This window comes from Bacillus sp. UNC41MFS5 (genome assembly GCF_000686805.1).
This window is the reverse complement of sequence record NZ_KK366020.1, coordinates 319,252-333,813: the sequence shown is the minus strand read 5'-3', so window position 1 is coordinate 333,813 and position 14,562 is coordinate 319,252. Positions and strand designations below refer to the sequence as shown.

Annotated in this window: 14 protein-coding genes; 7 read left to right on the top strand and 7 right to left on the bottom strand. The window is 36.7% G+C overall.

Annotated features, from left to right (window positions below; translation table 11 throughout):
• Positions 1-601 precede the first annotated feature (601 nt).
• The 3 genes from BR30_RS0130425 (at position 602) to BR30_RS0130410 (ending at position 2,818) form a co-directional block, all read left to right on the top strand.
• On the top strand, positions 602-2,056 hold the full coding sequence (locus BR30_RS0130425) for an NADP-dependent glyceraldehyde-3-phosphate dehydrogenase (RefSeq protein ID WP_026568335.1): 1,455 nt from the start codon (positions 602-604) through the stop codon (positions 2,054-2,056).
• Between the two features lie 154 nt (positions 2,057-2,210).
• Positions 2,211-2,396, top strand: a complete 186-nt coding sequence (locus BR30_RS0130415; RefSeq protein ID WP_026568334.1) for a hypothetical protein — start codon at positions 2,211-2,213, stop codon at positions 2,394-2,396.
• 233 nt (positions 2,397-2,629) lie between these two features.
• A complete protein-coding gene (locus BR30_RS0130410; protein ID WP_026568333.1) occupies positions 2,630-2,818 on the top strand; it encodes a hypothetical protein in 189 nt (62 codons plus the stop codon).
• Positions 2,819-2,950: 132 nt separating this feature from the next.
• On the opposite strand, the gene BR30_RS0130405 is transcribed toward BR30_RS0130410, so the two are convergent.
• Positions 2,951-3,331, bottom strand: a complete 381-nt coding sequence (locus BR30_RS0130405; RefSeq protein ID WP_026568332.1) for a MerR family transcriptional regulator — start codon at positions 3,329-3,331, stop codon at positions 2,951-2,953.
• A 139-nt stretch (positions 3,332-3,470) separates the two neighbouring features.
• Between BR30_RS0130405 and BR30_RS0130400 the strand changes: the two genes are divergently transcribed.
• The gene (locus BR30_RS0130400; protein WP_035446390.1) at positions 3,471-4,238 is read left to right on the top strand and encodes an SDR family NAD(P)-dependent oxidoreductase; all 768 of its coding nucleotides are present in this window, start codon (positions 3,471-3,473) and stop codon (positions 4,236-4,238) included.
• Positions 4,239-4,913: 675 nt separating this feature from the next.
• On the opposite strand, the gene BR30_RS0130395 is transcribed toward BR30_RS0130400, so the two are convergent.
• Together BR30_RS0130395 and BR30_RS0130390 are read right to left on the bottom strand one after the other, a co-directional pair.
• Positions 4,914-5,588 carry a hypothetical protein gene (locus BR30_RS0130395; RefSeq protein ID WP_035446389.1) on the bottom strand — a complete coding sequence of 225 codons (675 nt, stop codon included), beginning with the start codon at positions 5,586-5,588 and terminating at the stop codon, positions 4,914-4,916.
• A 23-nt stretch (positions 5,589-5,611) separates the two neighbouring features.
• On the bottom strand, positions 5,612-6,979 hold the full coding sequence (locus BR30_RS0130390) for an arsenic transporter (protein ID WP_026568329.1): 1,368 nt from the start codon (positions 6,977-6,979) through the stop codon (positions 5,612-5,614).
• A 694-nt stretch (positions 6,980-7,673) separates the two neighbouring features.
• On the opposite strand from BR30_RS0130390, the gene BR30_RS0130380 reads away from it, so the two are divergent.
• Both BR30_RS0130380 and BR30_RS0130375 read left to right on the top strand, forming a co-directional pair.
• Positions 7,674-9,056: an L-cystine transporter gene (locus BR30_RS0130380; protein ID WP_026568327.1), complete on the top strand. Its 1,383-nt coding sequence runs from the start codon at positions 7,674-7,676 to the stop codon at positions 9,054-9,056.
• A 477-nt stretch (positions 9,057-9,533) separates the two neighbouring features.
• Complete coding sequence (locus tag BR30_RS0130375; protein WP_026568326.1) at positions 9,534-10,256, top strand: DUF421 domain-containing protein; 723 nt, start codon at positions 9,534-9,536, stop codon at positions 10,254-10,256.
• Positions 10,257-10,330: 74 nt separating this feature from the next.
• Here BR30_RS0130375 and BR30_RS0130370 read toward each other — a convergent pair whose 3' ends face one another.
• Both BR30_RS0130370 and BR30_RS0130365 read right to left on the bottom strand, forming a co-directional pair.
• The gene (locus BR30_RS0130370) at positions 10,331-10,630 is read right to left on the bottom strand and encodes a hypothetical protein (RefSeq protein WP_026568325.1); all 300 of its coding nucleotides are present in this window, start codon (positions 10,628-10,630) and stop codon (positions 10,331-10,333) included.
• The gene (locus BR30_RS0130365) at positions 10,627-11,073 is read right to left on the bottom strand and encodes a hypothetical protein (RefSeq protein WP_026568324.1); all 447 of its coding nucleotides are present in this window, start codon (positions 11,071-11,073) and stop codon (positions 10,627-10,629) included. The genes BR30_RS0130370 and BR30_RS0130365 overlap by 4 nt, the downstream gene beginning before the upstream one ends.
• Positions 11,074-11,435: 362 nt before the next feature.
• Here BR30_RS0130365 and BR30_RS0130360 point away from each other — a divergent pair, with 362 nt between their 5' ends.
• The gene (locus tag BR30_RS0130360) at positions 11,436-12,920 is read left to right on the top strand and encodes an aldehyde dehydrogenase family protein (protein ID WP_026568323.1); all 1,485 of its coding nucleotides are present in this window, start codon (positions 11,436-11,438) and stop codon (positions 12,918-12,920) included.
• Between the two features lie 60 nt (positions 12,921-12,980).
• On the opposite strand, the gene modB is transcribed toward BR30_RS0130360, so the two are convergent.
• Complete coding sequence (gene modB, locus BR30_RS0130355) at positions 12,981-13,637, bottom strand: molybdate ABC transporter permease subunit (protein ID WP_026568322.1); 657 nt, start codon at positions 13,635-13,637, stop codon at positions 12,981-12,983.
• Between the two features lie 6 nt (positions 13,638-13,643).
• Entirely contained in the window at positions 13,644-14,453 is an 810-nt protein-coding gene (modA, locus tag BR30_RS0130350) for a molybdate ABC transporter substrate-binding protein (RefSeq protein WP_026568321.1), read from the bottom strand.
• Positions 14,454-14,562: the final 109 nt, after the last annotated feature.

The window sequence follows — 14,562 nt, the reverse complement described above, 5'->3', positions numbered from 1 at the left end:
CTTCTCCTATTCCCTCTGTCGATGTCTTAACGGGATGATCATGAATGACACTGAATGTGACCTATGACCTTTTACCCCCCTCTGTAAGATTCGACAATATCCATCATTTTCTGTCCATAATTTAGTGATATATGAAAATTTTGGACTAAAAAATAAAAAAACCGACAATTCTTTCTTAAATCCATTCTTTATATAAAACATCGAAAATGTAATATAAAGTGGCTATCAATTTGAATATGAATTTGAAGGGCATATTATTAGTTTTCTTAGAATTTTTGATCTATGGATAGTTAGGATCTATAATGATTGAATTTTGTCTATTTTTGTAATGTTTTGATATCTTTTGTAGAAACTATTTTTATTTTTCTAAATATAATCCATAATATTTTTGGTAAGATTCCAATCTTTTATGGAAATGGGAAAATTGAAAAGTTAAAAAAATATAATCTAAAGTGGTCCCAATGAAGGAATGACTAATCTTGCAAGAATCATTTTTTTTACACAAAACGGGACATTTTATGTCTATGTAGGACAAATTATGTCCCAATCTATTTTTTTCAATATATTCAAAATATATTAAAAAATTCAAGGAGGATTTATTATGCCAACAAACGTATTATCCTTAACAGCTTATCCTTTCTATATAAATGGGGAATGGAGAGAAAGTAAGTCTGGTGAAACAATTAAAATCACGTCACCTTATCTTTATGAAGTGCTTGGAGAAGTACAGGCGATTACAACTGAAGAGGTAGATGAGGCAATTTATTATGCTAATATAGCCCAAAAAAATTGGGCAGATACTTCACTTCAAGAACGGGCAAAATTTTTGTATCAATGGGCAGATGAATTAGAAAACATGCAAGAGGAAATTGCTGAAATCATTATGAAAGAAGTTGGGAAAAGTTTTAATGATGCAAAGAGTGAAGTCGTACGTACTGCCGGTTTCATTCGATACACGGTAGAAGAAGCGATGCATATGAAAGGAGAGAGTTTAAAGGGAGATAGCTTCCCGGGCGGTTCTAAGTCTAAGATTGCGATTGTTGATCGTGTTCCACTTGGAATAGTCCTAGCCATTCCTCCATTTAACTATCCGGTCAATTTAGCTGCTGCTAAACTGGCACCTGCACTTATTTCCGGGAATGCAGTCATCTTTAAACCTGCTACACAAGGCGCGATCAGCGGGATAAAAATGATTGAGGCTCTTCACAAAGCAAACTTTCCAAAAGGTCTTGTCAATATCGTGACAGGTCGTGGTTCAGTTATTGGTGATTACTTGGTGGAGCATAAAGGAATTAATATGATTTCCTTTACAGGCGGAACAAATACCGGAACTCGCTTAGCGAAAAAGGCGGGCATGATTCCACTTGTACTTGAGCTTGGTGGGAAAGATCCTGGTATTGTGCGGGAAGATGCTGATTTAAATGAAGCGGCGAAACATATTATCAGCGGTGCATTTTCTTATTCCGGTCAGCGTTGCACAGCGATTAAACGCGTATTAGTTCATGACAGTGTTGCGGACGAGCTTGCTTCGATTTTAAAAGAAGAAATTGAAAAACTGGTGGTAGGTTCCCCGGAAGACGGCAGCACGGTTGTCCCGTTAATTGATAATCAGTCTGCTGACTTTGTTCAAGGATTAATTGAGGATGCCATTGAAAAAGGCGCAACCCTTGTAACAGGAAATAAGCGTGAACACAATTTAATTTACCCTACTCTTCTTGATCATGTGACAGAAGACATGACCGTAGCTTGGGAGGAACCGTTCGGACCTGTGCTTCCAATAATCCGTGTATCCTCTGATGAAGAAGCGATCAATATTGCGAATGAATCTGAATTTGGCTTACAGGCAAGTGTCTTTACCAAAGATATTAATAAAGCATTTGCGATTGCGAATAAAATTGAAACAGGCTCAGTTCAAATAAACGGACGTACCGAACGCGGCCCGGATCATTTCCCATTTATCGGTGTAAAAGGATCTGGAATGGGTGCGCAAGGTATCCGCAAGAGCATTGAATCGATGACGCGTGAAAAAGTAACTGTATTAAATCTTACTTATTAATCTAAAGTTGTAAAATTGTAACTTTAATTCCTAATAGAGGGGGCCTTGTTGGCCCTTCTTTGTTAATTTCCCTTGGAAGCTTTAAAAGCAATATACGTTGCATTGGCATCAGAAATTCCAGGGGTTCCACCAAATAAAAGGAGTTGGAAGATTTATGAAGAATACTAATAGCCTTACTATAGAGGAATTAGAAAGACGAATTGCTCATTTTGAGGATCGTCTTAAGGATTTTATTATTACCGAGGAACAAATTGAGTTTATCAAAGAAAGGTTAAGGGAACTAAAAAACGCAAAAGAGTGTTTATCATCGGAATGGGGTCGGTACCTGCCAGTCAAGTAGCGTTACAGAAAGCAGGGCTTAGTATTCAGAAAATTGATTTACCCCTTAAAGTACTTTATTCATTGATCTTAAAAGGAATAAGCCGGTAATTGATTATATAGATGAAAATGGTTAGACATCTCAATATTTTGTATAACAAATTTAATCCGCTCCTAAAAAACATTTTAAAGCGGGGACATGCATTATCAATCTTTCTGGCTCGATTTTTTGTAAATCAATAAGAGGTGAGTAGATTGAAGACAAGACAAGAGATACTTGGAGAGTTGAAAACAGAATTGCTACGGATTGGTTCAACTAACCAAAGGGATTATGATTTGTTGAAGAGGAAAGGACAAGTTTATAGTACAACCATTTGTCGCAGGTTAAAGTTAAGCTGGCCTGAAGTCGTCAAGCAAACTGGATTAAAGTTTTTTTCTACATAGAAACGGGTGAGTTAGTTCAATAACAATTAATTAAGGAACGCACATATTATACAAATCTAATTTGTGCCTTCCTTTTTTTATGTGTTTACGTTATTTACCCTAAATATAATAATACTAAAGAATATTATAATATTATGCATTTGTATCTACTTCATTACTTTTCAAAATCATTTCTTTATATGAAGTAATTTTATGTTCTAACATTTTATTCGTTTCTTTCAGTGTCTTTAACTGGTTTTCTATGGAACTTTTATGATCTTCTAATAGTTTTAATCGATTAATTGCTGTATGTTCTCCTTGAGTATACAAGAAGGCATACTCTTTGATTTTTGTGATCGGCATTTGCGTCTCTTTTAATTTTAAAACAAATTTTAGCCATTGAAGATGCGATTCAGTATATTTTCTTTCTCCATGTTCATTACGATCTGGAAGAATGATATTCTCTTTTTCATAGTAACGTAATGTATGTGTGCTAACTCCTACTAGTTGTGCCACTTCGCCAATTGTATACATAAAACCCTCCATTTTTAACCAATGCTAATCAAGTGTAAAAAATAGGTTTGACTTAGAGTTTACTCTAACCACTATAATAAATCCGTAAAAGTTAACAATCAATTTTTGTTAGTATAACAAAATATTAGGAGGCAATAACATGAAAAAATATACAGTTATTACAGGTGCAAGTTCTGGTATTGGATATGAAACAGCTCTTGCTTTTGCTGCTCGTGGTAAAAATTTAGTCATTGTGGCACGTAGAACTGAGGAGCTTGAAAAACTAAAATCAGAGATCGTGAAAGTAAATGCAGAATTAGATGTCGTTATAAAAACAGTTGATTTATCAAATATGAAAAATGCTTATACATTATATGAAGATTTAAAGGAATATGAAATTGAAACGTGGATTAATAACGCAGGATTTGGTAATTTTGCATCAGTTGGAGATCAAGATTTAACTAAAATTGAGAGAATGCTTAATTTAAATATCGAGGCTTTAACTATTTTAACTTCTCTTTATGTGCGTGACTATTCAACAGTCGAAGGAACACAATTAATTAACGTTTCATCAGGTGGGGGTTATACGATTATTGGAAATGCAATCACATACTGTGCTTCTAAATTCTATGTAAGTGCCTTTACTGAAGGGCTTGCACATGAATTAAAAGAAAAAGGTGCAAGCATGCAAGCAAAAGTATTAGCTCCTGCTGCAACTGAAACTGAATTTGCAAAAGTATCGAATGATTTAGAAGAAAATGTTAAGTTTGAAGGACTTCTTCCTAAATACCATACAGCCAAAGAAATGGCAGGATTTATGCTTGATCTTTACGATAGCGAAAAAATAGTTGGAATTGTAGATGGTCTTACTTATGAATTTCAATTAAAAGATCCAATTTATCCTTATGCAGTAAGAATGAGAAGCTAATAAGGTTGATTTATCAGCGGTATTCAAAAATTTCTGGATTATTATCTTTATAATTTTACGTATATAAAAAGTTCTTTACTAATTGTATTATCCTTTCAAAAAGAGGTTCTTCCATTAGGAGAACCTTTCATATATTTGTTCAACAAACGGGGGCAAGAGTTGAAGATCCAGCTGCTATTTTTTAACTATGCCTTCACGACGCCAAATGATCTGGATTAATTCCAATTACCCGTCATTCTATTTATAAGGGTTATGAAATCCTGCGAATAAGTGAGCATTCAAGAGATATTCGTATCAAACTGAGGGAATTGAAGAAGAAATGCATAAATATTTAAATACGAGTGATTTTCAAATATTAATTTATGGGTGTGCGAATTAAGAGGGACTTAATTAATTTAGGGGAGATAATACAGGAGGATAGAACTGCAATATTTTTTCTACATAAACAAAATTAAACCAAACAACATATACTAACAATATGTGGTACACCATAAAGAAGACCATGGCTCAAAAGACACGGTCTAACAAAAAACTTTAGTAGTGATTGAGTAATCCATCCTCGTCGGCAAACACAGATGGATTATTCTTTTTGTTTATTTTGTTTGCTCAAGTGACCTCACCTACATATTTATTTTGGTTAAAATAAGTTTATTAAGTTTCTAGTACATAAGGTATTTACGGTAATTGTATTGTTTTGATATGCTCTAAATTCCGACAAACCGTTTCCCCTTCAGCTGTTATAAGAATCAATTTGTTATTACGAACCTTTTGGAGTAAGCCTATTTTTTCAGTATCTTCTCCACCATCTATAATAACTAGTTGATTTTCTAATCTTTTCAACTGTTCATCAAAAGATCTAGCTAAAGGAGTCGATATAGGCACCAGGGGTAGATTCTCCTTGTTTAAGGAATACGGTATAGTATTAGGGGGATACGGAATTAGCCATTTAACATGATTCATCGAAATAAACATTGTTTTGTACACAGGGGAGTGAAAAACAAAATAGTCGTTCATAATGCTGATTATATAACCATGAATGGATTTATTCCCTGTGACATAAATCTTGACAAACAAACCTTTAGCAATAGTTAATGATTTACGAAACGATATGACATCCGATTCAATTGGTTTTTCTGAAGGAGGGTTATAAGAGGTATATTCTTCTTCTAAACTGGTTTCTTTCAATCTTTGAACATGAACAAATGGAATGTAGAGGTATGAATCGGTCCTGCCATCGTATAAAACAATGATGTCCAACCCAGCATCTATTAGGATTCCCTTGTGAATCACGTCTCCTGAAATTTCAACCTCAATAAATATTCCTATTGAATCTACAAAATCAATAAGCATCTCAATTCTCCTTTTTTCTCAAATTATCGTTGAAGTGTTCCACTAAAGAGCCAAGAAACCCAATAATACAAGACAACTAAGGTAAACAATGTCGCAGGGGGAATAACGACAACTGTGATTTTAATATATTGCCACCAACTGATCATTACTTTCCCTTTCCTTACGATATGCATCCACATCAGCGTAGCAAGGGTTCCCATTGGAAGTAATAATGATCCCATGTCACTGCCAATTACGTTTGCTAAATAGGCAATTTTCAATTCGAGTAAACTTAGATTCATATGCGTTAACGTGAGTGTTCCAACCATGAGTGCTGGGTGATTATTAAAAAGATTGGAGAGAACAGATAGAAGTACACCCATCATGACACTCGCATGCAGCAGGCTTCCAGAAACGATTGGTTTCATGAATCCAATCAACCAGTCCGTTAAACCAATGTTATTGAGACCGTAAATGATGGTATACATACAAAAGGCGAAAACGATAATATACCACGGCGTTTTTTTGAACATATCGGCAGGGGATATTTTTAAATAAGCCCATCTCCACCCTAAAAGGACAAGCGAGCCGATAACAGCCATAAGAGAGACTGGAATATTCACAAACGAAGCAACAAAGAGGCTGACACGGACCGCAAATACGAATAGCAGGACATTCCTCATAAACCTTGAACGAGCTTTTTCCGAAGCATGCTGCATTCCTATATTTGATTTAAGTGGGTGGTAAGAAGAACTTGTCAGACCCGAAACATTAGTAGGAACGGTTTTCGGCAAGATTCTTCTAAATCGTAGGAACAAGAGAACAACTAGCAAAAGTAAACCAAGAGTTGCTGGAACAAACATCATCGCCGTATGCAAATACAAACTCATATGCACAATTTTTAGAGCAATCAAATTTACAATGTTACTTACACCAATTGGAGCACTCGAAGCAGTCGCAATTAAGGCTCCAGACAGTAAATACGGAATTTTTTGATGGTTTTTTAAGCCCATGTTGTTTAATAACATGACTAGAATTGGGGTTGTGATTAAGATACTTCCATCGTTATTGAAAAAGAGTGTCATGAGAAAACATAAAAGATTGACGTACCAGAATAAACGAATTCCTGACCCCTTTGCCATGGCAGCCAGTTTTTCTGCCATCCAGTTAAAGAACCCAAAACTCTCTAAGACAATCGCCATGACAATCGTTGCCATAATAGTAATGGCTGCACCACTTATGGTGTTTGTAATTATACCTAGGTCTGTTAATGAAACACTTCCACTAAGTACGACAATGACCGCACCTATTGCAGCAGGTATGGCTTCATTAATGTTTCTAGGTCTCCAAAGAATAAATCCGAGGGTAACCAAAAAAGTGATGATGGTTATCCAAACGGTTAAATGACTCATATTTTTTCTCCTTTCATCTAGCTAGTTTTTCATGATGTTTCCATGAGACGACCTAACCCCTCATTAAGTTAGTCCACTCTTGTCCCCCCCTTCCATCTATCCCTCTTGTGAGTTTGTACTGTATTTATATGTATCAAGAATAAGACAGGCTTTGGGTTTGTACCCGTTTTTCCAAAAAATCAACTAGAGTCTAAAAAACAATGATTCAAGAAATTACACATGTCAAGATAGAAGAACATACCTAATTACAAGAATTAACCCTTATTATTAAATTGAAGTAGTTTCTAATGGCAAAAATAAAAAGCGATGCTAAGTAAGCGTCGCCCGTTATGGTTTATCCTTATTTTTAACTTTCTGCTTATGGGTTTAAGTAGGCATGGAATTTTCTTAGTTGGAATAACGATGCAGATTGTGAAGAATTTTACTTAAAGTAACGGGGGCGTTAGTTCAAGACGCTATCGGAAGGAATGGCTCAGTTTAGCGAACTGAGCCATTTTATTTTGATTACAAAAACAGATACAAACAGCGGTACAAAATTTATTATATTTTTAATTGCATTTTCGGGTTTTGCAATAGGAAACGGAACCCGTTATTCTATGGTTCTTCTATTTTTTTATAATTCCGACTTGACCTATTGGAATAATCGTATTATAGTATTTTTTAAATATACATAATAGTTATAGGGGGATTAAAGATGGATACTATTTTGATTATTATTAATATTGCCGTTTTCCTACTGCTTGTCCTTGGATTGTTCGCGATGCAGAAAAAGCATGTGTCTTTTTCTAAGCGTGTTTTTACTGCATTGGGGTTGGGTATTGTTTTTGGATTTATCATTCATTTGATTTATGGGACAACGTCCAACATTACGGTAAAGTCCATCGATTGGTTTGCAATCGTTGGAACGGGGTATGTAAAACTATTGCAAATGGTTGTCATGCCGCTTGTGTTTATTTCGATCGTTGGAGCGTTTACGAAATTAAAGTTGACTAAAAATATCGGGAAAATTAGTTTCCTTGTAATTGCCATTCTTCTTGGAACGACCGCTATTTCTGCAGCGATTGGAATTGGTTCAGCGTTAGGATTTGGCCTGGACGGAATTCAATTAAATCAAGGTGATGCTGAGGCAACTCGAAATGCTGAATTGGAACAAAAAGTGGTTGGCGTTCAAGACATGACGATTCCGCAGCAAATCATCGAATTGTTTCCAAGTAATCCATTTGCGGATCTAACGGGGGCCCGCCCAACCTCTACCATCGCCGTCGTTATTTTTGCCGCGATTGTGGGTATGGCTTACCTTGGAGTAAAGAAAAAAGATCCAGAACACGGAGAATTTTTCGCTAAAATCATTGATACGTTTTATGCGATTATCATGCGGGTCGTCACACTTATTCTTCGTCTTACTCCATATGGGGTACTTGCGTTAATTACGAAAGTGATGGCGATGAGTGATTATGCAGCGATCGCGAAATTAGGGAAGTTTGTGATTGCATCTTATGTGGCATTAATTGCGATGTTTATCGTACATTTGCTGCTCCTATTACTTGCAAAATTAAGTCCTGTAAACTATGTGCAAAAAGCATTGCCTGCCCTAACGTTTGCCTTTACTTCTCGTACGAGTGCGGGAACATTACCTTTAAATATCAAAACACAAACAAAAGACTTTGGTGTATCGGAAGGGATTGCTAACTTTGCCGCATCGTTCGGACTTTCCATCGGCCAAAACGGATGTGCTGGTATTTACCCAGCGATGCTAGCCGTCATGGTTGCGCCGTCCGCAGGCATCAATCCGTTAAGCCCATCGTTTATCATTACGCTTATTCTAGTAGTGGCAATTAGTTCATTTGGGGTTGCAGGTGTTGGCGGCGGAGCCACATTTGCCGCATTAATCGTTCTATCCGTATTAAACCTGCCAATCGCCATTGTTGGACTGCTCATCTCAGTTGAGCCTTTAATCGATATGGGCCGTACCGCCTTGAATGTCAGCGGAAGCATGACCGCCGGCGTGTTAACTGGTAAAATCACGGGCGAATTAGAAAAAGAAGTCTACCAACAGCCTAGAGCAATCGAAGCTTAATCAAATGTACTGGATAGCCTTAACAGGGCTATCCTTTTTTTGTTTTTTTGAAAGAATAGTCACTGTGGTATTTTGAGCTTTTTTGGCCAAAGACCTACTAAACTATTAATTTTTTAAGGATTTGCGAATAAATAGTAAAGATTCGCAAATAAACTTTCTCATTTTACGAATATGCAGGCTAAAATCGAGGATAACTTGGTCACCTCAGCAGTCTATCAGCGAATAATTGAAGTTTATCAGCGAATATGGCCATTTTATCAGCGAATAACGCACTTTTATCAGCGAATCTAGCATTCTATCAGCGAATCCTTCATACCACGATAATTGAACAATTTCGATACTAAAAAGAGCCCTTTGGCTTTAATTTTTCCCCTAGCAGTAAACGGTGGGAACCCTCCCTTATATAATTTCTAAGTTTATTCCTGCTTAGACTAGGAATAATGGTAAGGAGGGTTTTAAGGAGGCTAATATTGAAAAGTGACGTTCTTAAATGATTATTTATGGACACCTTTTATGGTGTTTTCTTTAGGGTTTTTATTGGTTAAGTTTGCTGGAAAGAGATCAGTCGCGCAAATGACGGCCTTCGACTTGATGTTTATACAGATTATGGGAACGGCCATAACTGAACCCATTGTTTCAAAAAACAACTGGTCAGCTGCTTGGTATTCTTTTGCAATTGCTCTTTTATATATCATTTTATCGAGACTGGCATTGGTCAACAAGTTGAAGTATTGGATCTCTCACAGCCCTACTTGTTTAATTCGGGGAGGGGACATCGACGAAAAAGGGTTAGCAAGAGTTCGCTTAACGGTTGAAGAACTTCAAGGTATCCTGCGAACAAAGGGATATACAAATATATTAGATGTGGAAATGGCGGTTATGGAGGAGTCTGGGCAGGTAAGTATCATCCCCAAATCTGATAAAAGACCATTACAACCCAGCGACCTAAATCTTCAACCTAGTCCTACCTTTATTTCCATCCCCTTAATTATGGACGGGGATATCGTCCAGCAAAATTTAAAGTTCGTTCATAAAAATTTGGATTGGCTGTATTCCCAAATGATGAATCATCAACTCAAGGAAGAAGATCTACATAAAATCACATTAGCTACCTATAATCAAAAAGGTGACGTTGAGTTTGATATTAAAACAGACCATGATGAGAGTATTACTACTTATAAACCAGGGAACGAAAACTAACATTGCTCTACTATTAAAAGACAATCATCATCTGCAATAGAAACAGCGACAAGGTTTATTTCCCTTGTCGCTGTTTATTCTGTTAACCATTGATAAATTTCTAAAGTGGTTTTCTCGATATTATTTTGCCCGCTTAAATAAAACAGTGGTGTTTCCTTTTTACTCAATTCCTTCATAATTTTTTTGTAAAATGAATGGGCAAATATCGTTGTATTAATAAAAACTGCATCGACTCTTTTAATCTTTGAAATATCTCTGTTCTTTTCATCAACTTCAAAAAATTCAATGGTTGGGAAAGTCTCTTTTAATTTCTGCTGCCAATTGAGGGAGCCGCCAATAATAATTATTTTCCTAGAACGTATATACTCATTCAAGGTTTATTTTCGCGTTCACATAGGTACCAGAGAATAATATTTTGGTAAATTAACTCTATTTCCTTTATAACTTTGCTCTTATGCCTTTTTGCATAACTTCTCGTAAAATGTTCAAAATCGATTTGTTGATGCTGTTGTAAATATTGATAGACAAATTTATAGCCTTTTTTAATAAGGTAATCAATCTGAGAAAACTCTTGGTTTATACGGCTCCACTCTATGATACCGGCTACTTGCCTGATTTTCTCCTCGTTTCTTGTACAGTACATGGAGAAAAGTGGTTCTTCTTTCAATCCACTACTTTGATACGCTTCATAATAATCCCATTCCTTTTTTCGATAGCAGTCATCTATGTAAGGATGTAAATATGAATTTCCACCTAAAGCGATACTTAAATATAGTTGCAAAACACGCTGTTCCTGTATTTCCACATTAATCGACATGTTTTCTCACGCCTCATTCGTTGATTTACATTTTAGAAAGGATCACCCAAATTAATCATGTATTGAAAAAAATTGTAATCTATGATGTTGTAAACCACAATGACTTTTGTTAAGTTTCATTAAGTTTTGTTAAATCTTGTTGAGTTTTGTTTGGTTTCGTTAAGTTTTGTTGATATTTATCTGTATATGGAAGGTTTTGGAGGTTAAATCATGCCCAATTGACTGTTTTTATCAAAAATTATCAGAATATTTATATAATTAATTGTTGTTTTCATATTTTCATAGTGTTATCATTTTCGATGGAAACACTTCCCAGTCCATTCACTAATGGAAAGAAAAACTAATATTTTAGGAGGAATTATATGACTCAATTAACAGTCGCTCTAAAAGAAAAGGTAGAAAAGTTCCTGCGTGGGAAGAAAAAATTATTTATTAATGGTGAATTTGTTGAGAGCAAATCGCAAAAAACCTTCGATACATATAACCCGGCAACCGGTGAGGTATTAGCATGTGTTTATGAAGCAGGTGTAGAAGATATTGACCTTGCTGTTAAAGCTGCACGTAAAGCATTTGATGAAGGTCCATGGTCGAAAATGAGTGCTTCTAATCGAAGCCGGCTTATGTACAAGCTTGCCGATTTGATGGAGGAAAACAGTGAGGAACTAGCGCAGTTAGAGACCTTGGATAACGGCAAGCCCATTCGAGAAACAACTAATGCAGATATTCCTTTGGCAGTCGAGCATATGCGATATTATGCAGGCTGGTCTACGAAGATTGTTGGACAAACCATTCCTGTTAATGGACCATTCTTAAACTATACACGTCATGAGGCTGTGGGCGTAGTTGGGCAAATTATTCCTTGGAATTTCCCTCTCTTAATGGCCATGTGGAAGCTCGGGGCTGCTCTTGCAACTGGCTGTACCATTGTTCTAAAGCCAGCTGAGCAAACGCCGCTATCAGCGCTCTATTTGGCTGAATTAATTCAAGAAGCCGGGTTCCCAGCAGGTGTGGTCAACATCGTTCCTGGTTTTGGAGAAACTGCAGGTCAACCGCTTGTTGACCATCCTTTAGTTGATAAAATTGCTTTCACCGGTTCCACTGAAGTCGGAAAAATGATCATGTCAAATGCCTCTAAAACATTGAAGCGAGTGACACTTGAGCTTGGAGGAAAATCGCCAAACATCATCCTTCCAGATGCTGATTTATCCAAGGCAATTCCAGGTGCTCTTAATGGTGTTATGTTCAACCAAGGTCAGGTTTGCTGTGCAGGTTCCCGCGTGTTCATTCAAAAGAAACACTTTGATAATGTGGTTGCTGATATGGCTTCACATGCGAAAACGATTAGACAAGGTGCCGGAATCCATGCTGATACAGAAATTGGACCTCTTGTTTCAGTCGAGCAGCAAAACCGTGTACTAAGTTATATTGAGAAGGGACTAAACGAAGGCGCACAGCTTGTAGTGGGCGGTGACCGTCCTCAGGAGCAGGGTTACTTTGTCTCCCCTACTATTTTTGCCGATGTACGCGATGAAATGACGATTGCCAAGGAGGAAATCTTTGGACCTGTTATTTCTGCCATGCCTTATGACGATTTGGATGAATTAATTAATCGTGCGAACAATAGCGAATATGGACTGGCTGCTGGCGTGTGGACACGCGATGTTGCTAATGCACATTATATCGCAAACAAGCTCCGTGCTGGAACTGTTTGGGTAAACTGCTACAATGCATTTGATGCTGCATCACCATTTGGCGGATATAAGCAATCTGGTATTGGACGTGAAATGGGATCCTATGCCCTTAATAACTATACAGAAGTTAAGAGTGTCTGGATTTCAATGCAGTAATTAGTCACACAAAAAGAAGGTGCTGAATTCAGCAACCTTCTTTTTTTACTATATATATCTTCAGGATTTCATATTGTGCACGAATAGCAACATTAAAAATGAAATACCGATCATACTCGATACCCATAACCAAGCCAATTCCATATTGCCGGAATCAATAGCTACATAAATAGCAGTTGGAATGGTTTGGGTTTTTCCTGGGATGTTTCCAGCAAACATTAAAGTCGCTCCAAACTCCCCCAACGCTCTCGCAAAACTCAATATTGCACCCGAAATGATCGCTTTACGTGCAAGTGGCATGGAAATAAACATAAATAATTTGAACTCATTTGCCCCGTCCACACGAGCTGCATGCTCAATTTCTCCATCAATAGCTTCAAACCCTGTCTTAGCAGATTGATACATAAGAGGGAAAGCGACAACAGAAGAAGCAATTACAGCTGCCCACCACGTAAACATAACAGGTTGTTTAAACAATTCTTCTAACATTTGTCCGATGGGACTATTCCTTCCAAATATAACAATTAACAAGAAACCTACGACAGAAGGCGGCAATACCAGCGGTAAAAGGAAAACTGTTTCAACTAAGGTCTTCCCTTTAAATTTCGTATTAGCCATCACCTTCCCAAAAAATAATCCTAAAATTAAAACCCATACACCAGAGACTGCTGCTATCTCGATGGATAGTCTGACTGGTGACCAAAACTCAGTTGTCATTGTCTATTAGTTTATTCCTTTAAAACCATACTTCTCAAACGTTTTCATTGATGTTTCATTTTGAAGATAATCATAGAATAGTTGGGCTTCTTTAGGATGGCTGCTTTTCTTAATCACACCTAATGGATAAATAATAGGGGCGTGCGTATCTTCTGCTGCTGTAGCAACAACTTTTGCTTTTTGAGAAACCATAGCATCTGTTTTATATACAATTCCTGCGTCCACATTGTTCGTCTCTACATATGTAAGCACCTGTCTAACATCCTTTGCATAAACCACTTTTCCTTCAATTGCTTTCCAAACATTTAATTTTTCTAATGTTTCCTTCGCATATTGTCCTGCAGGCACTGCTTCTGGGGTACCAATGGAAATTTTATCGGTTTTGGAAAGGTCCTCGAATCCTTTAATCTCTTTCTTTGAATCGTTTGGTACGACTAATACTAGTTCATTTCCAACTAGATCTATACCTTTTGACTTGTCGATTAGTCCGTCTTGCACCAGTTTATCGAATTTATCCTCCGCGGCTGAGAAGAAAAGATCGACAGGTGCTCCTTGAGAAATTTGTTGTTGAAGCGCTCCTGAAGCTCCAAAGTTATAGTTTACTTTCACATTAGAATGTTCCTTCTCAAAGGTTGTTTTAATCTCATTTAAGGCTTCTTGTAAACTAGCAGCTGCTGAAATCGTCAACTCCACTTTCTTTTCAGAAACTTTTTGATTCTGTTCCTCAGGCTTTTTCGTTTGTTCATTAGCTGAACACCCACATAAAACCAGTAATAATAGCATCATTGAGTAAATTAAAAGATTTCGTTTTTTCATTATCCCACTCTCCCCTACTAACTAATTATAACTAGTTATAACTTATTGTAATTAGTTATAACTAAAATGAATAGAAGAAAAATCACATTTCTCATTTTTTTATCTGGAA